Origin of the sequence: Anaerococcus sp. Marseille-P9784, assembly GCF_902500265.1 — a bacterium.
In the GTDB taxonomy this organism is placed as follows: Bacteria; Bacillota; Clostridia; order Tissierellales; family Peptoniphilaceae; genus Anaerococcus.
In genome coordinates, this window is record NZ_CABVOZ010000002.1 from 301,181 (window position 1) to 316,689 (window position 15,509).

18 protein-coding genes are annotated in these 15,509 nt (G+C 39.0%); 2 read left to right on the forward strand and 16 right to left on the reverse strand.

Annotated features, from left to right (window positions below; genetic code table 11):
• Positions 1–25: 25 nt before the first annotated feature.
• Positions 26–229 carry an excisionase gene (locus tag GAN53_RS05265; protein ID WP_000814511.1) on the reverse strand — a complete coding sequence of 68 codons (204 nt, stop codon included), beginning with the start codon at positions 227–229 and terminating at the stop codon, positions 26–28.
• Here GAN53_RS05265 and GAN53_RS09930 point away from each other — a divergent pair.
• A complete protein-coding gene (locus GAN53_RS09930) occupies positions 213–464 on the forward strand; it encodes a hypothetical protein (RefSeq protein WP_001845478.1) in 252 nt (83 codons plus the stop codon). The genes GAN53_RS05265 and GAN53_RS09930 overlap by 17 nt on opposite strands.
• A gap of 225 nt (positions 465–689) precedes the next feature.
• On the opposite strand, the gene GAN53_RS05275 is transcribed toward GAN53_RS09930, so the two are convergent.
• Both GAN53_RS05275 and GAN53_RS05280 read right to left on the reverse strand, forming a co-directional pair.
• Positions 690–920, reverse strand: coding sequence for a helix-turn-helix domain-containing protein (locus GAN53_RS05275; protein WP_000857133.1), 231 nt, complete (start codon positions 918–920; stop codon positions 690–692).
• Positions 917–1,339, reverse strand: coding sequence for a sigma-70 family RNA polymerase sigma factor (locus GAN53_RS05280; RefSeq protein ID WP_000804885.1), 423 nt, complete (start codon positions 1,337–1,339; stop codon positions 917–919). Before GAN53_RS05280 ends, GAN53_RS05275 begins: the two co-directional genes overlap by 4 nt.
• 504 nt (positions 1,340–1,843) lie before the next feature.
• Here GAN53_RS05280 and GAN53_RS05290 point away from each other — a divergent pair.
• Positions 1,844–2,197, forward strand: coding sequence for a helix-turn-helix transcriptional regulator (locus tag GAN53_RS05290; protein ID WP_001227347.1), 354 nt, complete (start codon positions 1,844–1,846; stop codon positions 2,195–2,197).
• 59 nt (positions 2,198–2,256) lie between these two features.
• Here the strand turns inward: GAN53_RS05290 and GAN53_RS05295 are convergent, their stop codons facing one another.
• The 13 genes from GAN53_RS05295 to GAN53_RS05360 all read right to left on the reverse strand — a co-directional run bounded on the left by GAN53_RS05295 (position 2,257) and on the right by GAN53_RS05360 (position 15,507).
• Positions 2,257–2,424: a cysteine-rich KTR domain-containing protein gene (locus tag GAN53_RS05295; protein ID WP_032459511.1), complete on the reverse strand. Its 168-nt coding sequence runs from the start codon at positions 2,422–2,424 to the stop codon at positions 2,257–2,259.
• Positions 2,425–2,542: 118 nt separating this feature from the next.
• Positions 2,543–4,462: a tetracycline resistance ribosomal protection protein Tet(M) gene (gene tet(M), locus GAN53_RS05300; protein WP_000691727.1), complete on the reverse strand. Its 1,920-nt coding sequence runs from the start codon at positions 4,460–4,462 to the stop codon at positions 2,543–2,545.
• 15 nt (positions 4,463–4,477) lie between these two features.
• A complete protein-coding gene (locus GAN53_RS09935) occupies positions 4,478–4,594 on the reverse strand; it encodes a tetracycline resistance determinant leader peptide (protein WP_001791010.1) in 117 nt (38 codons plus the stop codon).
• Positions 4,595–4,838: 244 nt separating this feature from the next.
• Positions 4,839–5,774 carry a conjugal transfer protein gene (locus tag GAN53_RS05315; RefSeq protein ID WP_001863540.1) on the reverse strand — a complete coding sequence of 312 codons (936 nt, stop codon included), beginning with the start codon at positions 5,772–5,774 and terminating at the stop codon, positions 4,839–4,841.
• A complete protein-coding gene (locus tag GAN53_RS05320) occupies positions 5,771–6,772 on the reverse strand; it encodes a lysozyme family protein (protein ID WP_000769868.1) in 1,002 nt (333 codons plus the stop codon). The genes GAN53_RS05315 and GAN53_RS05320 overlap by 4 nt, the downstream gene beginning before the upstream one ends.
• Positions 6,769–8,946: a CD3337/EF1877 family mobilome membrane protein gene (locus tag GAN53_RS05325; RefSeq protein ID WP_000804748.1), complete on the reverse strand. Its 2,178-nt coding sequence runs from the start codon at positions 8,944–8,946 to the stop codon at positions 6,769–6,771. The genes GAN53_RS05320 and GAN53_RS05325 overlap by 4 nt, the downstream gene beginning before the upstream one ends.
• A 2-nt stretch (positions 8,947–8,948) precedes the next feature.
• Entirely contained in the window at positions 8,949–11,396 is a 2,448-nt protein-coding gene (locus GAN53_RS05330) for an ATP-binding protein (protein WP_000331160.1), read from the reverse strand.
• Positions 11,380–11,772, reverse strand: coding sequence for a conjugal transfer protein (locus tag GAN53_RS05335; protein ID WP_000723888.1), 393 nt, complete (start codon positions 11,770–11,772; stop codon positions 11,380–11,382). Before GAN53_RS05335 ends, GAN53_RS05330 begins: the two co-directional genes overlap by 17 nt.
• Before the next feature lie 88 nt (positions 11,773–11,860).
• Positions 11,861–12,358 carry an antirestriction protein ArdA gene (locus GAN53_RS05340; protein WP_000342539.1) on the reverse strand — a complete coding sequence of 166 codons (498 nt, stop codon included), beginning with the start codon at positions 12,356–12,358 and terminating at the stop codon, positions 11,861–11,863.
• Between the two features lie 116 nt (positions 12,359–12,474).
• Entirely contained in the window at positions 12,475–12,696 is a 222-nt protein-coding gene (locus GAN53_RS05345) for a hypothetical protein (RefSeq protein ID WP_001009056.1), read from the reverse strand.
• Positions 12,697–12,738: 42 nt separating this feature from the next.
• Positions 12,739–13,944, reverse strand: coding sequence for a MobT family relaxase (gene mobT / locus GAN53_RS05350; RefSeq protein WP_000398284.1), 1,206 nt, complete (start codon positions 13,942–13,944; stop codon positions 12,739–12,741).
• 22 nt (positions 13,945–13,966) lie between these two features.
• Complete coding sequence (locus tag GAN53_RS05355) at positions 13,967–14,119, reverse strand: hypothetical protein (protein ID WP_000879507.1); 153 nt, start codon at positions 14,117–14,119, stop codon at positions 13,967–13,969.
• A gap of 2 nt (positions 14,120–14,121) precedes the next feature.
• Entirely contained in the window at positions 14,122–15,507 is a 1,386-nt protein-coding gene (locus tag GAN53_RS05360; RefSeq protein ID WP_000813488.1) for an FtsK/SpoIIIE domain-containing protein, read from the reverse strand.
• Positions 15,508–15,509 lie beyond the last annotated feature (2 nt).

Sequence of the window (15,509 nt, forward strand, 5' to 3'; positions counted from 1 at the left end):
TCATATACAAGACCCTTTGGCGACGCTAGATTGCGTCCAATGTATCTATAATTTTTTCAAATTGTTTTCGTTTAATCTGAATACGATTGCCATTCATAATCAGCCAATTTGCATTTTTATTTTCCTCTGCCAAGCGTCGTAGCTTGTTTTCGCCAATACGAAAATATTTTGACGCTTCTTCAATGGTTAGGGTATAACGTTCCCAAATAGGAATGTCAGTCTGCTTCATAAAATCCTCCTTTCCAAATCACTTATTTGGATTTCATAAAAGTTGTTTTACCAGCAATCGAACAGCTTTAGCAAAGCTCACGGGAGTTCCACCCCTGCATGGTTCTCATGTAGCCATACTCATTGCCTGCGACGGTTTTATCACGCTCGGACTATTGACTGTATGGGAGTATCATTATCACGATAAGAATGTCGTTGCAGGCAATCCTGCTAAAGATTGCTTCTCGGATCACTAACATGAATCGCTCGCTATCTTTATAAGATAGGTCATGGCGGTTAGTTCCGTTGGCTCTTTTCTTATCGAAACGTATTCGATTACTTTTATTCAGTTTTCAAAGAACAATGGCTCGTTAGCCTATCAAAACACATTGAAAGCTCAATATGCTTTGGTGGAATAACAAACCTCCCTGTTCGGGAAGCGTGGAATGGTTTAGCACGCTTCCACGAAAGGAGAGAGGATATTACTTAATTTCAAATGACAAAATCTTTGTAATCAGTCTGGTTTCCATTCTTCCACGTAAGACTTCATCAACGACCATACTTTGATTGCCATATTCATCTTTCATAAGTCGTAGGGAACGCTTCGTTATGTACCCTCTGTAATGATGTAGAATCTGGTTAATCGCTTCGGTATCGCCATCTGTTGCCTTTACAATGAGAGGAAAGGGAATCATAGGATATTGTGTTTTCATTCTTCAAATTCCTCCATAAACTTTTTAATTAAGGCTAGTCCACTGGTTCTATGCCGATAGACAGTAGAACGGTTCAATTTCAACAGGTCTGCAATTTCTGAATCGCTCATGTCCATAAAGTAAAACAGCAGTAGAATTTCACGTTTCTTGTCTGGCAACTCACGTAATGCTTCACTCAACAAATCATTTTCAACGCCTACTGATAACCCATTGAGTGTAAAAATCTGAAAGTCAGTTGAATAGTTATCTGTTGTCGCAAACTGGCTAACAAGATAATCGCCAACATCCGAAAAGGACACCTCACGCTTTGCAATCCTTGAAAGATAAAGCATATAATTCTTTCGCTCGTCTTCCATAGCACGTTTACAGATATAGTCAAACTGATTTTCTATTGTGGTCTGAAAAGAAGATGGTTTCATGTTTCTCACCCCCTTTCTGTCTAGGAAAGGAAGTGAGCCTTGCTCGTTTATCTCCTTTCACTCTTAGTCCCAATGTGAAAGGGGGATTTGTTGCATTACTGATAAATAAACTTTGTAAAAAAGTTCTGAATAGCCAAAAAAGCATATAAACAGATTTATTTCTCTGTTTACATGCTTCTGTTATTCTATCTATATGATTTATAAAACCACATTGGTGGACGTACTTATCTATTGCAGATAGACGACTTTTTTTGACAAGAACCCAATGTAAGGAAATTTATTGTATATGATGTACTTCATGGCGACGTTGACCTCCAACAAACCGCCATTTGGAAGTAATATACAATATTTTAACAGCGTAAATAGCACTACCATATAACGGTTTTTTTTATTGGCGTTTAGTAGTGCTTTTTATTAAATATAAACCTATAAACCATATAACACGTTTTTCTATACCTGTTTTTAATTCAGTAGGAACAATAAAATGTATAGAGGTGGTCTACTATGCGTAAAAAAGAAGATAAATATGATTTTAGAGCCTTTGGTTTAGCCATTAAAGAAGCTCGATTGAAACGAGGTTTAACTCGTGAACAAGTGGGAGCATTGATTGAAATTGACCCACGGTACTTAACTAATATTGAAAATAAAGGGCAACACCCCAGCATACAAGTTCTTTATGACCTTGTATCGTTACTTCATGTTTCCGTTGATGAATTTTTCTTACCTGCTAATAACTTGGTAAAAAGCACCCGACGATTACAGATAGAGAAATACATGGATAGCTTTACAGACAAAGAACTATCCTTAATGGAATCTTTAGCCAGCGGTATCAACGAAGCAAGAAACATCGAAGACTAATTAAAAGAATCCATACATAACGGAAAGAGCCGATAAAATGAGATTGTATTAATCTCATTTTATCGGCTCTGCGTCTTTGCGTCTGGCTCTGTAATCACAGTTACTTTGAACTGCTTTATTTCAATTAAATTTTCTTGTCTGCATTTCGGACAATAGAGGAGGAATTTTTTTAATTCAGTATCTTCCCTTATCTTTAATCGTGTTTTATTTCCACATACAGGACACAATATCCACTTGTAGTTTATAATAACTATCTCCTCCTTTACACTTTAATTCAAATCTTTATTAAAAAATATTTCATCTTATTTAACAAGAAACCATATTTATATAACAACATAAAATACACTAAGTTATTTTATTGAACATATATCGTACTTTATCTATCCTACTATTTGGACGACGGGGCTGGCAAACAGGTTCACCGGTAGTAACATGGTACCCTTTTAACTCTGTTAAACAAACACTACGTCCATTTGTAAAGAAAGTTAAATCACTACGATATTCTTGAATACATCGAGCAGGGATTTCTCCACTAAGAATGACCTCATTATTTTTCAATTGAGTGTCTACGATGTTCGCACAATATTTAGGAGCATCGTTGTATGCTCGTGAAAGATATTCCTGTGGCGCATAAATTTTAAAACTAAGATATGGCTCTAACAATTCTGTTCCAGCTTTTTTTAAGACTTGTTCCAATACAATAGGAGCAAGCATTCGAAAATCTGCTGGGGTACTAACAGGGCTATAGTATAAGCCATACTTAAAACAGATTTTACAATCCGTCACATTCCAACCATATAATCCTTGTTCGCAACCATAGCGTATCCCTTCCATAACTGCATTTTGAAATGATTGATTTAAGTATCCAAGAGAAACCGAGCTCTCATACTGCATTCCACTTCCCAACGGAAGCGGTGATACAGATAAACCAATGGAAGCCCAGAAAGGATTTGGCGGCACTTCGATGTGAATGGTATATTCTGCATTTTTTAACGGTCTCTCCATATAAATGACTGTAGGCTCTTTTAGTTCTATCTCCACATGATACTTTTCTTGCAACAGTGCACTAATCACTTCCATTTGTACTTTCCCTAAGAAAGAAAGTATAATTTCATGTGTCGTAGAATCCACGTAATATCGTAGAAGCGGATCACTATCTGAGATTTCCAAAAGGGCATCAAGCAACATTTCTCTCTGTTCAGGTTTACTCGGTTCAACAGTTGTTTGTAGTAGAGGGTGCGGATTTTCAATCTTTTTTCTCTGTGGCAATAGTTTTGTATCTCCAAGAACACTATTTAACTTCAAAAACTCATTTTGCAAAATAACAATTTCTCCAGAATAAGCTCTATCAATCTTACATAATTCACCATTTATTGAAGTATACATTTCTGTAACTTTTATTTTTTCTTTTTCTGATACTCTAACCGAATCTCGTAAATGTAGTACTCCACTATAAAGGCGTATATATGCAAGACGTTGTCTTTTTTTTGTATATTCAATTTTGAAAACATTTCCGCAAAGTTCAGACGGACCTCGATGTGTTGATGAATAAAATTTATTCGTAATCACTTCTATAAGGTTATCAATCCCTATATTGTTTTTTGCACTTCCGTGATAAACAGGGAACAGGGAACAATTATGAAATCTTATGCTTTCCTCTTGTTCGAGTTCCAATGCTTCTAATGATTTACCGGACATATATTTCTCTAAAAGGTCATCGTTTCCCTCTATTACCGTATCCCATTGTTCAGATTCGGTAAAGTTCGTCACACACATATTAGGATACAGTTCTACCTTCTGTTTGATTACAATTTCGGCAGAAAGTTTCTCTTTAATATCCTGATAAACCGTTGATAAATCAATTCCATTTTGGTCAATCTTATTGATAAAAAAGATTGTGGGAATCCCCATTTTCCTAAGTGCATGAAATAATATACGAGTTTGTGCTTGTACGCCATCTTTTGCAGAAATCAGTAGAATTGCCCCATCTAAAACTGATAATGAACGATATACTTCTGCTAAGAAATCCATATGTCCTGGCGTGTCTATGATGTTCACCTTCGTATTTTCCCACTGAAAAGAGGTTATTCCTGTCTGAATTGTAATTCCTCTCTGACGTTCTAAAAGCGTATTATCCGTCCTCGTTGTACCTTTGTCCACGCTTCCTAATTCTGTAATCGCTCCACTGTTATATAATAAGCTTTCTGTTAAGGTAGTTTTTCCTGCATCAACATGAGCTAAAACTCCAATATTAATAATTTTCATGTGATTTTCCTCCATTCAAAAACCCAAAAGGGCATAAAAATCCCAGTGATAAATACTTTTATCACTGGGATTTTTATGCATAACCATAGGTATACAAAGCATACAGATATTCTCTGGATACTTTAGAATCACATGATAAAGGTATTCTTAAACTGGGTACAAAAAACTAAGCCCTCCTAAAAAAGGACATCTAATTATTTGTTCCCGCTATCAAATTGACAGTTTATTTAAGAATACCTTGCCGCATATTTATTAACTCCTTTTAAATAGTCACTTAAATAATAGCACGTAAGAGCATATTTGTAAAGGAATCTCCAATTTTTTATCAAAAAGAGTACATGATTACAAAGTATCTGTAATCATGTACCAATATTTGTTATTTTACAATCTTCCAATTACTCCCGTTCTTTTCAAGTACCAAATCAAATTGAGATACCTGCGTTGCTTTGGTCTGCTGGTCGATATACTCCACTGTCAGCGATACCGTGACTTGATTATCCTTACGATTGTGAATAGGATTTACCAGTTCTTGAAAGATGTACTCTTTTCCGATTGGTTTTAATATCCCGTCATTCACATAGTAGGAAAGTTCACTGGCTGTCGCTGTAGGATAGAGCTTGAAGAACGTCGTTAAAAACTCATTGATTTCATTGGTTGTAATGGAATCAACCGTCCCCTCACTTTCAATGGCTTTTGGTTTATAACTTGATTTCTTAGGTATGTTGGTAATGGTCGGATTCTTAACCAGTACCATATTTCCAGAACCATCTACATAGACACTCACTATATAAGCAGAGTGGACGGTCTTTGTATTTTCTCCCTCTGTAATGAGCTGGTCTACACTGTAGGTTACATTAAACTCATTGTCGCCAGTTGGCTCTACCGTCCATATCTGAAATCCTCTTACAGAAGACGATACAGGAATATCTTTGCGTACTGTATCAACATTGAGAGCTTGAAGTTCATCTGTCAGATAGCCTTTTAGACTTTCCATTCGATTATCAATGGACTTATCGGATTGCTCCCATGAATAGTAGACTTTCGCAAAGTTCTCTACAAAATTTTCTACATGATGAGTATCAACGTATTCCTTTTCTATGATAGTTGTTTCGTGAATAGTATGAGTATCTATAGCTGTAAAGTGCTTGAATATCGCAAAGCTGAAACTAAGCCCTAAAAGTACCCACAAGGCAATCACAACCTTTTTATGAGGATTGACCTTATAGTAGACACGAGGTTTCTTTTCCTTTGGTATCTGTTTTTCTTTATTCTGATTTTTTCTAAATTTCATCATTAAATCTTCCTTTCTCATTGTTTGATTCGTCCTGCTCCCACTAAATGCTGTTGCCAGTAGGGGCTTGTTAAGTCGGCATAACCGATTGGGTCGCCTGCATGAAACATACGGTTATTGCCAAGGTATATCCCAACATGAGTAATATAAGAGCCAGCGTTATAGGTAGAATGAAAGAAAACCAAATCGCCAGCTTGTGCTTCCGATAGTGGGATATGCTGGGTCACATCATATTGCTGTTGTGCGGTTCGTGGTAAGTTAATTCCAGCTTTTCCATACGTCCATTGTGTCAGTCCGCTACAATCAAAAGAAGTAGTCGGGGAAGCTCCACCGTAAACGTATCGCCAGCCCTCATATTTCAGTGCTTCGTCCATGATGGCTTGTACCGTATCATCATCAAACTCTGTTGTGACAAGATACTGCGTTACCAGTTGCACATAAAACATATTGCCATAGTTGTATCGCCAGCCCCCATTGATAGGTATGGCTATGGGATTGGGGTAAGACACTTTTTCGCCACCTGAATACTCTTTTGAGAAACTTTGAGCCAGTTCAAAGGTATATTTATTTCCACGATTAGCCACATACCCTAAGAAACCACCACCATAATTGTAGGACTGGATAACCGATTCTAAATCTACACTGAGCCTTTCGCTACTGGCTAATAATTCACTGAAATACTTCACACCTTGCTTAATGGATTCTTCTGTACTCAATGAATTAGGTGGAAGACCGAGGGATTCCGAGGACTGCATAACATCTTCCGCAGTACCGCCCGATTCCACCTGTATAATCGCAAGAAGTATGTTGACATATTCTTCAACGCCATATTCTTTGGCATATTTTTCTACCATAGGCTTATGAGCCAGCACTTCTGCGGAAACATTCACACCTCCATAATGAATATTGGAAATTCCGCTGTCCTGTTCATCTGAAAATAAAATGGCAACAAACAGAAGCAGTGAGAAGACCATCAAGAATAATCCAGAACCACCAATCACTAAAGTTTTCAACTTCATGGTTTCTTACCGACTTTCTTAATGGTGGCGGTTTTGATTGGTGGTCTACTTCTTGTATTTTGTAGTGGTACTCTTTGAACAGTAGACGGACGTTCTTTTGTGATTGGACGTTGTGAAGTTCTATCTGCTGTAGTGGTTGAAGTTGCTGGCTTTTGAACGGTTTTTTCTTGAACGGTATTGCCTTGGCGTTCCACTTTTGGACTTGAAAAATCGGACTTAACTGCTGGACGCTCTTGTTTGGCTTGTTGAGATTCCTTATATGAAGTCTGAATATTAGACTGTTTTGAGGTCTGTTCATCATGATATTGTTCTTGTCTTGTAGTCGGTCTTTCATGAACAGAAGAAGCAGGCTGTTTTTTCTGTTTGACCTGTTCCATTTCAGAGCGACGCTTCGCAATGGTTTTTCGCCTTTGTTCCTGCTGTTCCTTGCGTCCACTGGCTCTGTCCGCTTTGGTTTGAGAAATACTACTGGTTAAATCACGGACATTCTCTTTTACTTTGGATTTTCCTTGATATACTGCATATCTTGCATTGGTCGGCAAATCTTTAACCTGTTCTTTCAAACCACTAGCAGTGTCTACCATTCTGTCTTTGGTATCAGCTACTGTACCGATGGTTTGACCGATACGTTTTCCAAGTGTTGATTTTTCCTTTCCGTCTGGTCGGGAGTGATCTGCTTGTGTCCTTGCAGAACTCCCCGAACCCGACTGTCCTTTTTTACCTGTAACAATGGCAGACCCAGCCCCTAGAGTAGTCATGGAACGTCCAAGTTTCCGCTGTAGACGGTGCATGTGAGCGTGCATAAGCATACGAGGTTTTCTCATCACACGACTTCCCACACTTTGAGAATCGTTACTCTGTAGAGAAAACATACTCATTAAATCGCCCAGCTTGAAGTAGATTCCTGCAAAGGTCACAATCTGTAGAAAAGCAATCAAAAAGAACGGATAACCAGCCGATAAGGTATAGAGCATGGTTGAAATACTAAATGCTGTCGTAATAATCAATGTGATTCCAGCTCGTGTCAAAATGGTATTAAAGAGCTTTGTTATGGCTCGTTTTGACATACCATCAAATGATGGAATCATGCTTAAAATAAAGCTCACAGGCAGAAACATAGCATAGATGATAAAAAGTACCTGCGAGAAAATCATGATTCCTGTTAATAGGAATACAAATATGGAAATCCCAATATTGAAGACAAATAGGAAGAAGACTGTACCTAAACGGTTAATGGTCTTTGTAATGGTTAGATTGGTATTGCTTCTGTCTTCAATTTCTTCCGCAACAATTTTTTCTCTGTCTTCGCCATTGTTGGAATCTGGGCTGGTGGAGAGCAGGCTTTCCACACGGTCAATACCGATACTTTCAATGTCTGAACTGTTGTATTGAAGCAGTAGCCACGGTTGCTGAACCTGTATGGAAAACAGGCTATCTCTGATTAAGTCCACGCTGTCCTTGCCTTGACTATCGGAATGGGGCATGACAATCTTCGTGCCAAGTGATAAACTGGCATTACTGATGTCTGATGAAAAGTCATTGATTTTTTTAATGTAGTCGGGAGCGTAGGCAATAAAGGAAGCCGATAGGATAAACACCAGCACAAAATTCATAATGGCATGAATTGCCTTTGTGGTTTCTCTCTTTATCAGTCCCGTATAGGCAACATAAACCCCAAGAACCAAAATCAAGAGTAAGAGGAATCCAACATAGAAACCCTCTGTTGAAAATCCGTTTGCACTCACACCAGCTAAGGTCTGCATATTCTTACCAATGGAATCTGCTGTAGCGGAAATGAAGTCTAAGGAATAGGCTTCCTGTACTAAGTAACCTGTCGCATTGGAAACATACAAACTGATTGTCCAAATAAAATTGGTAATGGCATATAGTCCATACATGACCTGTTTTCCAATCCCGTCCGACCAGTTCCACGGAAGCCAGCCCCAGCTATTATCCACATAAAAATCCAGTTGATAGTTTTCAAGTGGGTATCGGCTGTATTCATTTGCCACATTGACCGTATCATCTACCAAGCCCGCAGCTTGAACCACCGTTCCCAGCATGGCTAAAAGAAAAATGGCAATCACAAGTGTGAAAGCCACTGTCATTGCCACTTTACCTAGACGTTTCAGCGTCCAGTTTGATTTTATTCTGTTTACTATTGATGGTTTCACATTTACACCTCTTTTCGCACAGGTGGTCTGGTATCAAAGGCATGGAGCAGTTCTTCAAATACAGGGTGGAACTGTATCACACCGACACGACCATATAAATCACTGATAAGGCATTGCCCGTTTTCCAAATCACGCAATCGCTTCTGATTGTTTTCGTCCTCTGGGTCTACACCAAAAAAGGCTAAGGTCTTTTTAATCTCGTTAAGGTCAGTGGAACGAAATGCAAATTTTAAGCCGAGGTTATTTTTCAGTTTTTCATCTAAGAGGTCGTCTGTATTTTGGGTCACGAAATATACCCCAGCGTTCATAGCACGACCAGCCCGAACCAGCTTCATAGATAGTGTTTTTCCTTGTGCTACCTGTAAAAAGCTCCATGCTTCGTCTAAATCTACAATCTTGAAAATGCTTCGGTCTGTATGGATAAAGTCTAAAGCAAAGGTACTAATGACAATCAGCATAGCAACGGATAAAAGCTCCATAGTGGTATATTCCTCAAAGGAAGTTTCCTTGTCGGGAAGTACCAAGTCCGCAACCTGTATAATGTTCAGTTGTTTTTCTAAGCTGATAGACTGCTCCACATAACCATTACTGAATAATAAATGTGCAAAGTCATAGTCTGTAAAACTTTCGATATGGTCGGCTATACTGGTACTTAGTGGCGTATTCTCAACCCGTAATTCCTCAATCACTTTCATCAACCCTCGTACTTCACTATTGGTTACTGCACGAATGGCTTTTCTAAGGATTGGGAAGCGTTCCCCATCACGAGAGGAAATCCCCGTAAGGAATGTCAGAATATCAATAGCCAGTGATTCAGAATCTTTGGGATTTTTCATAATCACATAAGGGTCAAGTAAGCCTTTGTTTTTCTCATCAGAAGTCAGAGTGACGATATTGATTTCATGGGAAATCTCTGGCAAGGTTTCTTTCCATCTGCCACGTTCTGCTTTTGGGTCTACAATCACTGCTTGTGCCCCATAAAGCACCGCATAATAGACGATAAGGTTATTCGCAAAGGATTTACCACCACCCAGCGAACCAACAAAAGCCGACGCTAACGCATTGGTTACTGAACCCTTAACCCCTTGACTGGCAAGAGCAGGTTTCAGATAGACATTGCGTCCAGTATCTAAGCTGTAGCCAACATAAATCCCCTCATTTTCCCCCAGCATTTGAGTAGCACCAAAACCTAAACCAGCGAGGAAATCAGAGGTCACGTATTGAATATAATCATTCATATAACGCTTGCTGGCAGGTAAAAATTCTTCATGTAAGCCGAGCATATCCCCAAATGGTCGTACCAGTTTTACGCTTAAATCGTCATAAAAATCTTTCACTTCATTACAACGACGTTTGAGTTCGTCAAGATCATTTGCTGATACCCTTACCACATAAGACAGCTTGTACATAGATTCCTTGCTTTGGTCTAAATTGGTTTCCAGCTCATTCACACTTTCCAGAGCTTCCGCCACATTGGAGCTGGTTTCATTATCACTTTGCCAAGCGTGGTTATCCAAGTCTTTCAGTTCTTTCTTTTTATTGCGGACAGTAGATAGGGCTTTACGATTCGCTACAATTTCCACATTCATTGACGTATCAATCGGGAATGTAAATTGCTGTTGCTGGTAGTAGAAGATTTCAGAGGACGGGAAGTCCAGTTCTCCGACAATGCTGTTAATGGTAAAGTAAGCTACATAGACGGTTTCATCTTCCTGCTGGATTTTCAAATATCGCTGTTTTTCTTCCACCAAACAGCGAGTAGGCTTAATCAAGTCATAGTATTTAATCAGCGTTTCATTATCCAGCTTTTTCTTTGATAGATGGTACTCATACTCTTCATAGGCAGTGCCTGTCTGTCCGTAAAGGTGTTCAATCAGATAGCCGAAGTCGTCCTTATCTAACCTGCGGATTTTGAAACGACGAGAGATTTTATTTTCTAAGAGCTTTTCCATCTTCTGAAAACGCAGGATTTCATCATTACTCATACTAACAAAATCGCCCATCAGCTTATGGTTCACATCATAGACAAAATCAGACAAAGCATTTTTTGCTTCAACGGTAAGACTTTTCATAGAAAACTCCTGATCGTTGAGAAGCAACTTAAAGCCGATAAAGAAACGGTAGTTCACTTGATTTTCGCCAATCATGGATATTAAAGCGTCTGTCTGTTGGTCGATTTTGTCATAGGCAACCGCTTTGAGCTTGCCAGTGACTTCATTTTTGGAACGCTCTTGTGCAGAACGTATGCTGGATTCTGTACTGATTTGTAAAGCATGAATTTTGCCATCACGATTTTGTGCGATAAGCTGTCTGAAAGAATCATGCACTTGTATTTTCTGTTCTGGACTTAGAAATGAGTAATTGTAAGGAACAAGCTCATAGTAAGCATAACATTCCCCGTCTTTATTCCAGACGAGATTGTTTTCAATGTATTTAATTGGATATGCCATAAAATTCACTCCTAACTGCTGTAATGGCTTCTTGTGGCTGGTTTCTGCCAAGCGTTACTTTTTTTCCTGCATAGGTCAGCTTTGGTCGCAGTGCATAAGCAATGACAGACTTCAAAAATCCATAAGGCTTTTTACCATCAAAAGTTTTTGTAGACATAAACCATGTGAAAGCCACAGGAATCCCAAAGTATTTGAGAAATGCTCCCTCTATCATGGAAAGAGGGGGCAAGTTGCCAAGTATCATCACTGCAAAGAGTGACACGACAAACCATGTCATTTGCGTAAAGGTTATGGGAAACGGAAGTCTAAAATCATTGATAGAATACAGTACCTTTTCCACAGACCAGATACTGGTATAGCTTCGTATTTTCTTCATGTAATCAATCCTTTCATAAAAAATAGGGGTAGCTGATTGAGCCACCCCGTAAAATAGAAAATCTGCCAGTAGTAATGTACCGACAGATTTAATAGACGATTTCAAAAATCCCATGATTGGTTGAGATAAACGTTCCTGAAAGGTCTAAATCCCGACCATAGGCTTGATAATCAATATAGTTTTGAAGACTAGCTGGTACTTCGCCTAAAGCACCCGTTTCTTCAATGTAGTAGCGTGCCACGTCATACATATCATCACAATCGGAATGAATGATAATATCCTCTTGATGTTCGCTTAGTTCTTCAATGCTTGAAAAATGAGTGAGCAGAGCAGATAGCTCCGATTGTAATTCTTCGGGTAATTCCGATACCATTTCCCATAGTCGATTGAGTTCGCCAATGGAAGTGTATTCGTCAACCGTAAAGGGTAACTCGTAGTCATGAATGGCGTATTCCTCATATTCATCATTCAAGCCGATTTTCTCTTTGACTTCCTCAAAGTCAATGGGAAAGGTAAACCACGCACCGACCAATTCGCCCTCATTGTATTTGCCTAAATTCGCAATATAGACTTGCATATCGTCCATATATTCACGTCCTTTCTTTGTAGAGATTCAAAAATCCCTACCGCACTTCGTTTGGTGTACCATTCCTTTGCGGAACATAAGAAAACCACTTATATTCCACAAAAGAACGGTTTTATTTAAGCACCAATAATGCGATTGAATAGCTCTAGTAAAATGTCTTTTACTCCAGCAGCGTTGAAGACTAAGCCAACCGCAATAATCGCAATAATTAAAAAGCCAATCAGTTTGCTAAACTCACGCTTGAAGCCAAGATACAAGCCAATCACAACGATTGCTAAAAGCACCAGTGATTGAGCGTTTGATAGAAACCAGTTATAAAGGTTTTGTCCAAAATTCATAAAAATGTTCTCCTCTCTATATTCAATGAATTTGTATTTGAGTTATTTTTTTGTTGTTATCACGTCCTGTTCTTTTACTGACTGTTGCTTCAAAATCTGCTTGTGTCGGTCTGTCAGTTTCGCATGGTCGAGAATGTCTTTTACAACCTGCGTCTGGTTGATTTCATCAAGTTTAATCGCAACCTTTAAGGTCGGGGCAACTTGATGAGATAGCCAGTTCAGCGTCCTTTGGAAGGAGTAAGGCTCTGGTTTTGTGGTTAGTTTTAATCGTTCACGATTGTTCCCAATAAACCAAGCCCATTCTTCATTCAGTTTCCAATCAGAACGAGGTTTGGAATCGTCTTTATCTACAAAACGGATATACCGATTGATAATTTTAAAGGCGGTATGCTCTGGATTGTCATAGACGAGTAAATCACGGACTGCATAATAGGCACGCTCATTTTTCAATCGAATCTCAAAACGGTTTTTTACTTCTGCGTCTTCAATGGGAATATCATTTTTCTTGTACTGCTCGTAGTCCTTTTCATAGATACAGAAATAAACTTCACTTTGTAATGAACCGATATAGAGGGTGTTTCCCATACATTCCTTTTCCTCTTTGCGTACCAGTTCGCCACTGCGATAGCTTTTAAAACTGCGGAAGACGGAGATACATTCTTCCTGTTGGCACTTTTCAGTGAGTACAGGGATATTCAAAATCCCTGTCTTATCGTTAATGGCAAGGTCAAGGCGTTTCATCACACCGCCAGCCACCAAAACGTCCATAAAGAACTCATACCAGCTTCTTTGTTGTGCCAGAAGATAGCTTTCAAATTGTCTGCACCCACGACCTTTCAATTCCACCAGAACTCCTTTGTCCAGTTCATGGGAGCAAAGGACGAATATGTCGCCTAAAGCATAATGCTCTGAATAAGAATAGAAACCATAGTCCTCATGAAGAAAATAGGACAGTTTCAGTTGTAAGATGTTTTCGACCACCTGCTGTACGTCTGTTGTCGGAAAGCGAATCCTTACATAATCAAACAGCATTTCAAGGGGAGCGTCGGGATTGAAGCGTTCCAGAGCTTCCCAAAGGGACTGCTGTAAATCCTCTGATGGCTTGACTTTTCCTGTTTCAATATCGCTTAGATACTGCCTTGTAATACCAGTCGCAACAGCTAAACGGTTTTGAGATAGTCCATAAGCCAAGCGTTTTTCTTTTAAATGCTGTAACCAAGTTTGTTCATTCAGTAAAAATCCCTCCAATCAAAAAGGCGTATGTCAACTTTTAAAGCCCATTTGACATACGCTGAAATTTTGTAAATCCCTTGTAACCAAAGGATTTTCTAATGTTTTTTTGACTGTTTCCTGTCGATTTGTACCCCCCTGTTAGATACGGGGGGTTAAGTGCTGGCGTGGCTATTGCCACACCAGCCAGCAAGATCAGTCCACACCTGCGACTTCCGCTTCGCACGTCGCCTGCGTGGACTGTCTGCTGTTGGATAACTTTTTAATTTCCTCCAAGAAATCATATCCTTTTGGTACAAGGGGAGTATAAAACTCTGATATGACACTTGTTCCTACATCAACATAGCCACGACCTTTGATTCGCTTTAAGAAGAAATCCTTTTGTACGTCACTGCCAAACATCATGCCATAGCCCATTTCAGACATACGACCTAAAGCCACTCTGAAATTAAACTGATCACGGATTCCGTCGCCTAAATATTTTGCGTCTGGACGTTGACAAGCCAGTATTAGAAAGAAGCCAGCTTGACGACCTAACATGACAATCTGTTTCAGCTTATTCATAACTGCGGTGTTTTCTTTTGTTCCCAGCATTTCCATGAAAGCGACGTATTCATCAAAGATTAAGAAGTGTGCCGGGAGACCTAAGTAAGCATAATTTTTGCCAGTCTTATAGTTCTTCATCTGCTTCATTTCCTCACTACGTTTCATCATTTCTTCATAGAATGTTTCAATGCAAGAAAGCAAGTCTTCTTTTCTATAGTAGACATTTGCCATCACAGAACCTAAGTCCGCAAGGTCAGCATTTTTCGGGTCAAGAATATACAGTTTTGAATCTGTATGAAGCAAGGCTTCAATCAGTGTCAGTATAAAGTAAGTTTTACCGCCACCTGTACCACCAGCAATCAACATATGAGGGAGCTTATCATATTCCCACCATACGTTTTTCATTAAGCGAAGTTTACCATCTTTAGCTTCTACTTCATCAATAGAAATACGACTGGCTATGGTGTCATAGAGCAAAGTATATTCCACATAGGAATCCTTTAACTCTTTATCCGTCAGCTCACAGTACAAGCCACTCTCTAATTTCTTTTCCAAGTGTAAGAGTTGGTCTTGATATTTTCCCAGCGTGATTTCCACCCGTATCTGTATCAAGCCATTTTTAAGTCGATAATACATTTTAGGGAAGTAGGTTATCTTTTCCTTTGTACGACCAGCACTATCTTTAAAGAAACCCTCTGTTTTGACCTGTTCAGATTCATACCACTTGTTTTCAAGTATCATCTTTGCCAGTTTTTGACGGTGGTAAAGTTGTTTAACCGTATCATAGCGAACCCGTTTGAATACAAACGCTACCAGCAAGCAGATAAGAATTGCGACACTGAAACTGATAATTAAATAGGGAATGTCAATCTTATCTGCTTGTGATAGGTTAAAATCCTGCCAGTTGATCTGCTGGATTGTCTTCACATGAAACAGTCCGACAACCAGCAGGAAAACAGGCAGGAGTGACGCTATCGTAAAATGAAAGACTAAATCTTTACCAGATGGGCGAATCCTTTTACCACGCTGTTTCATGC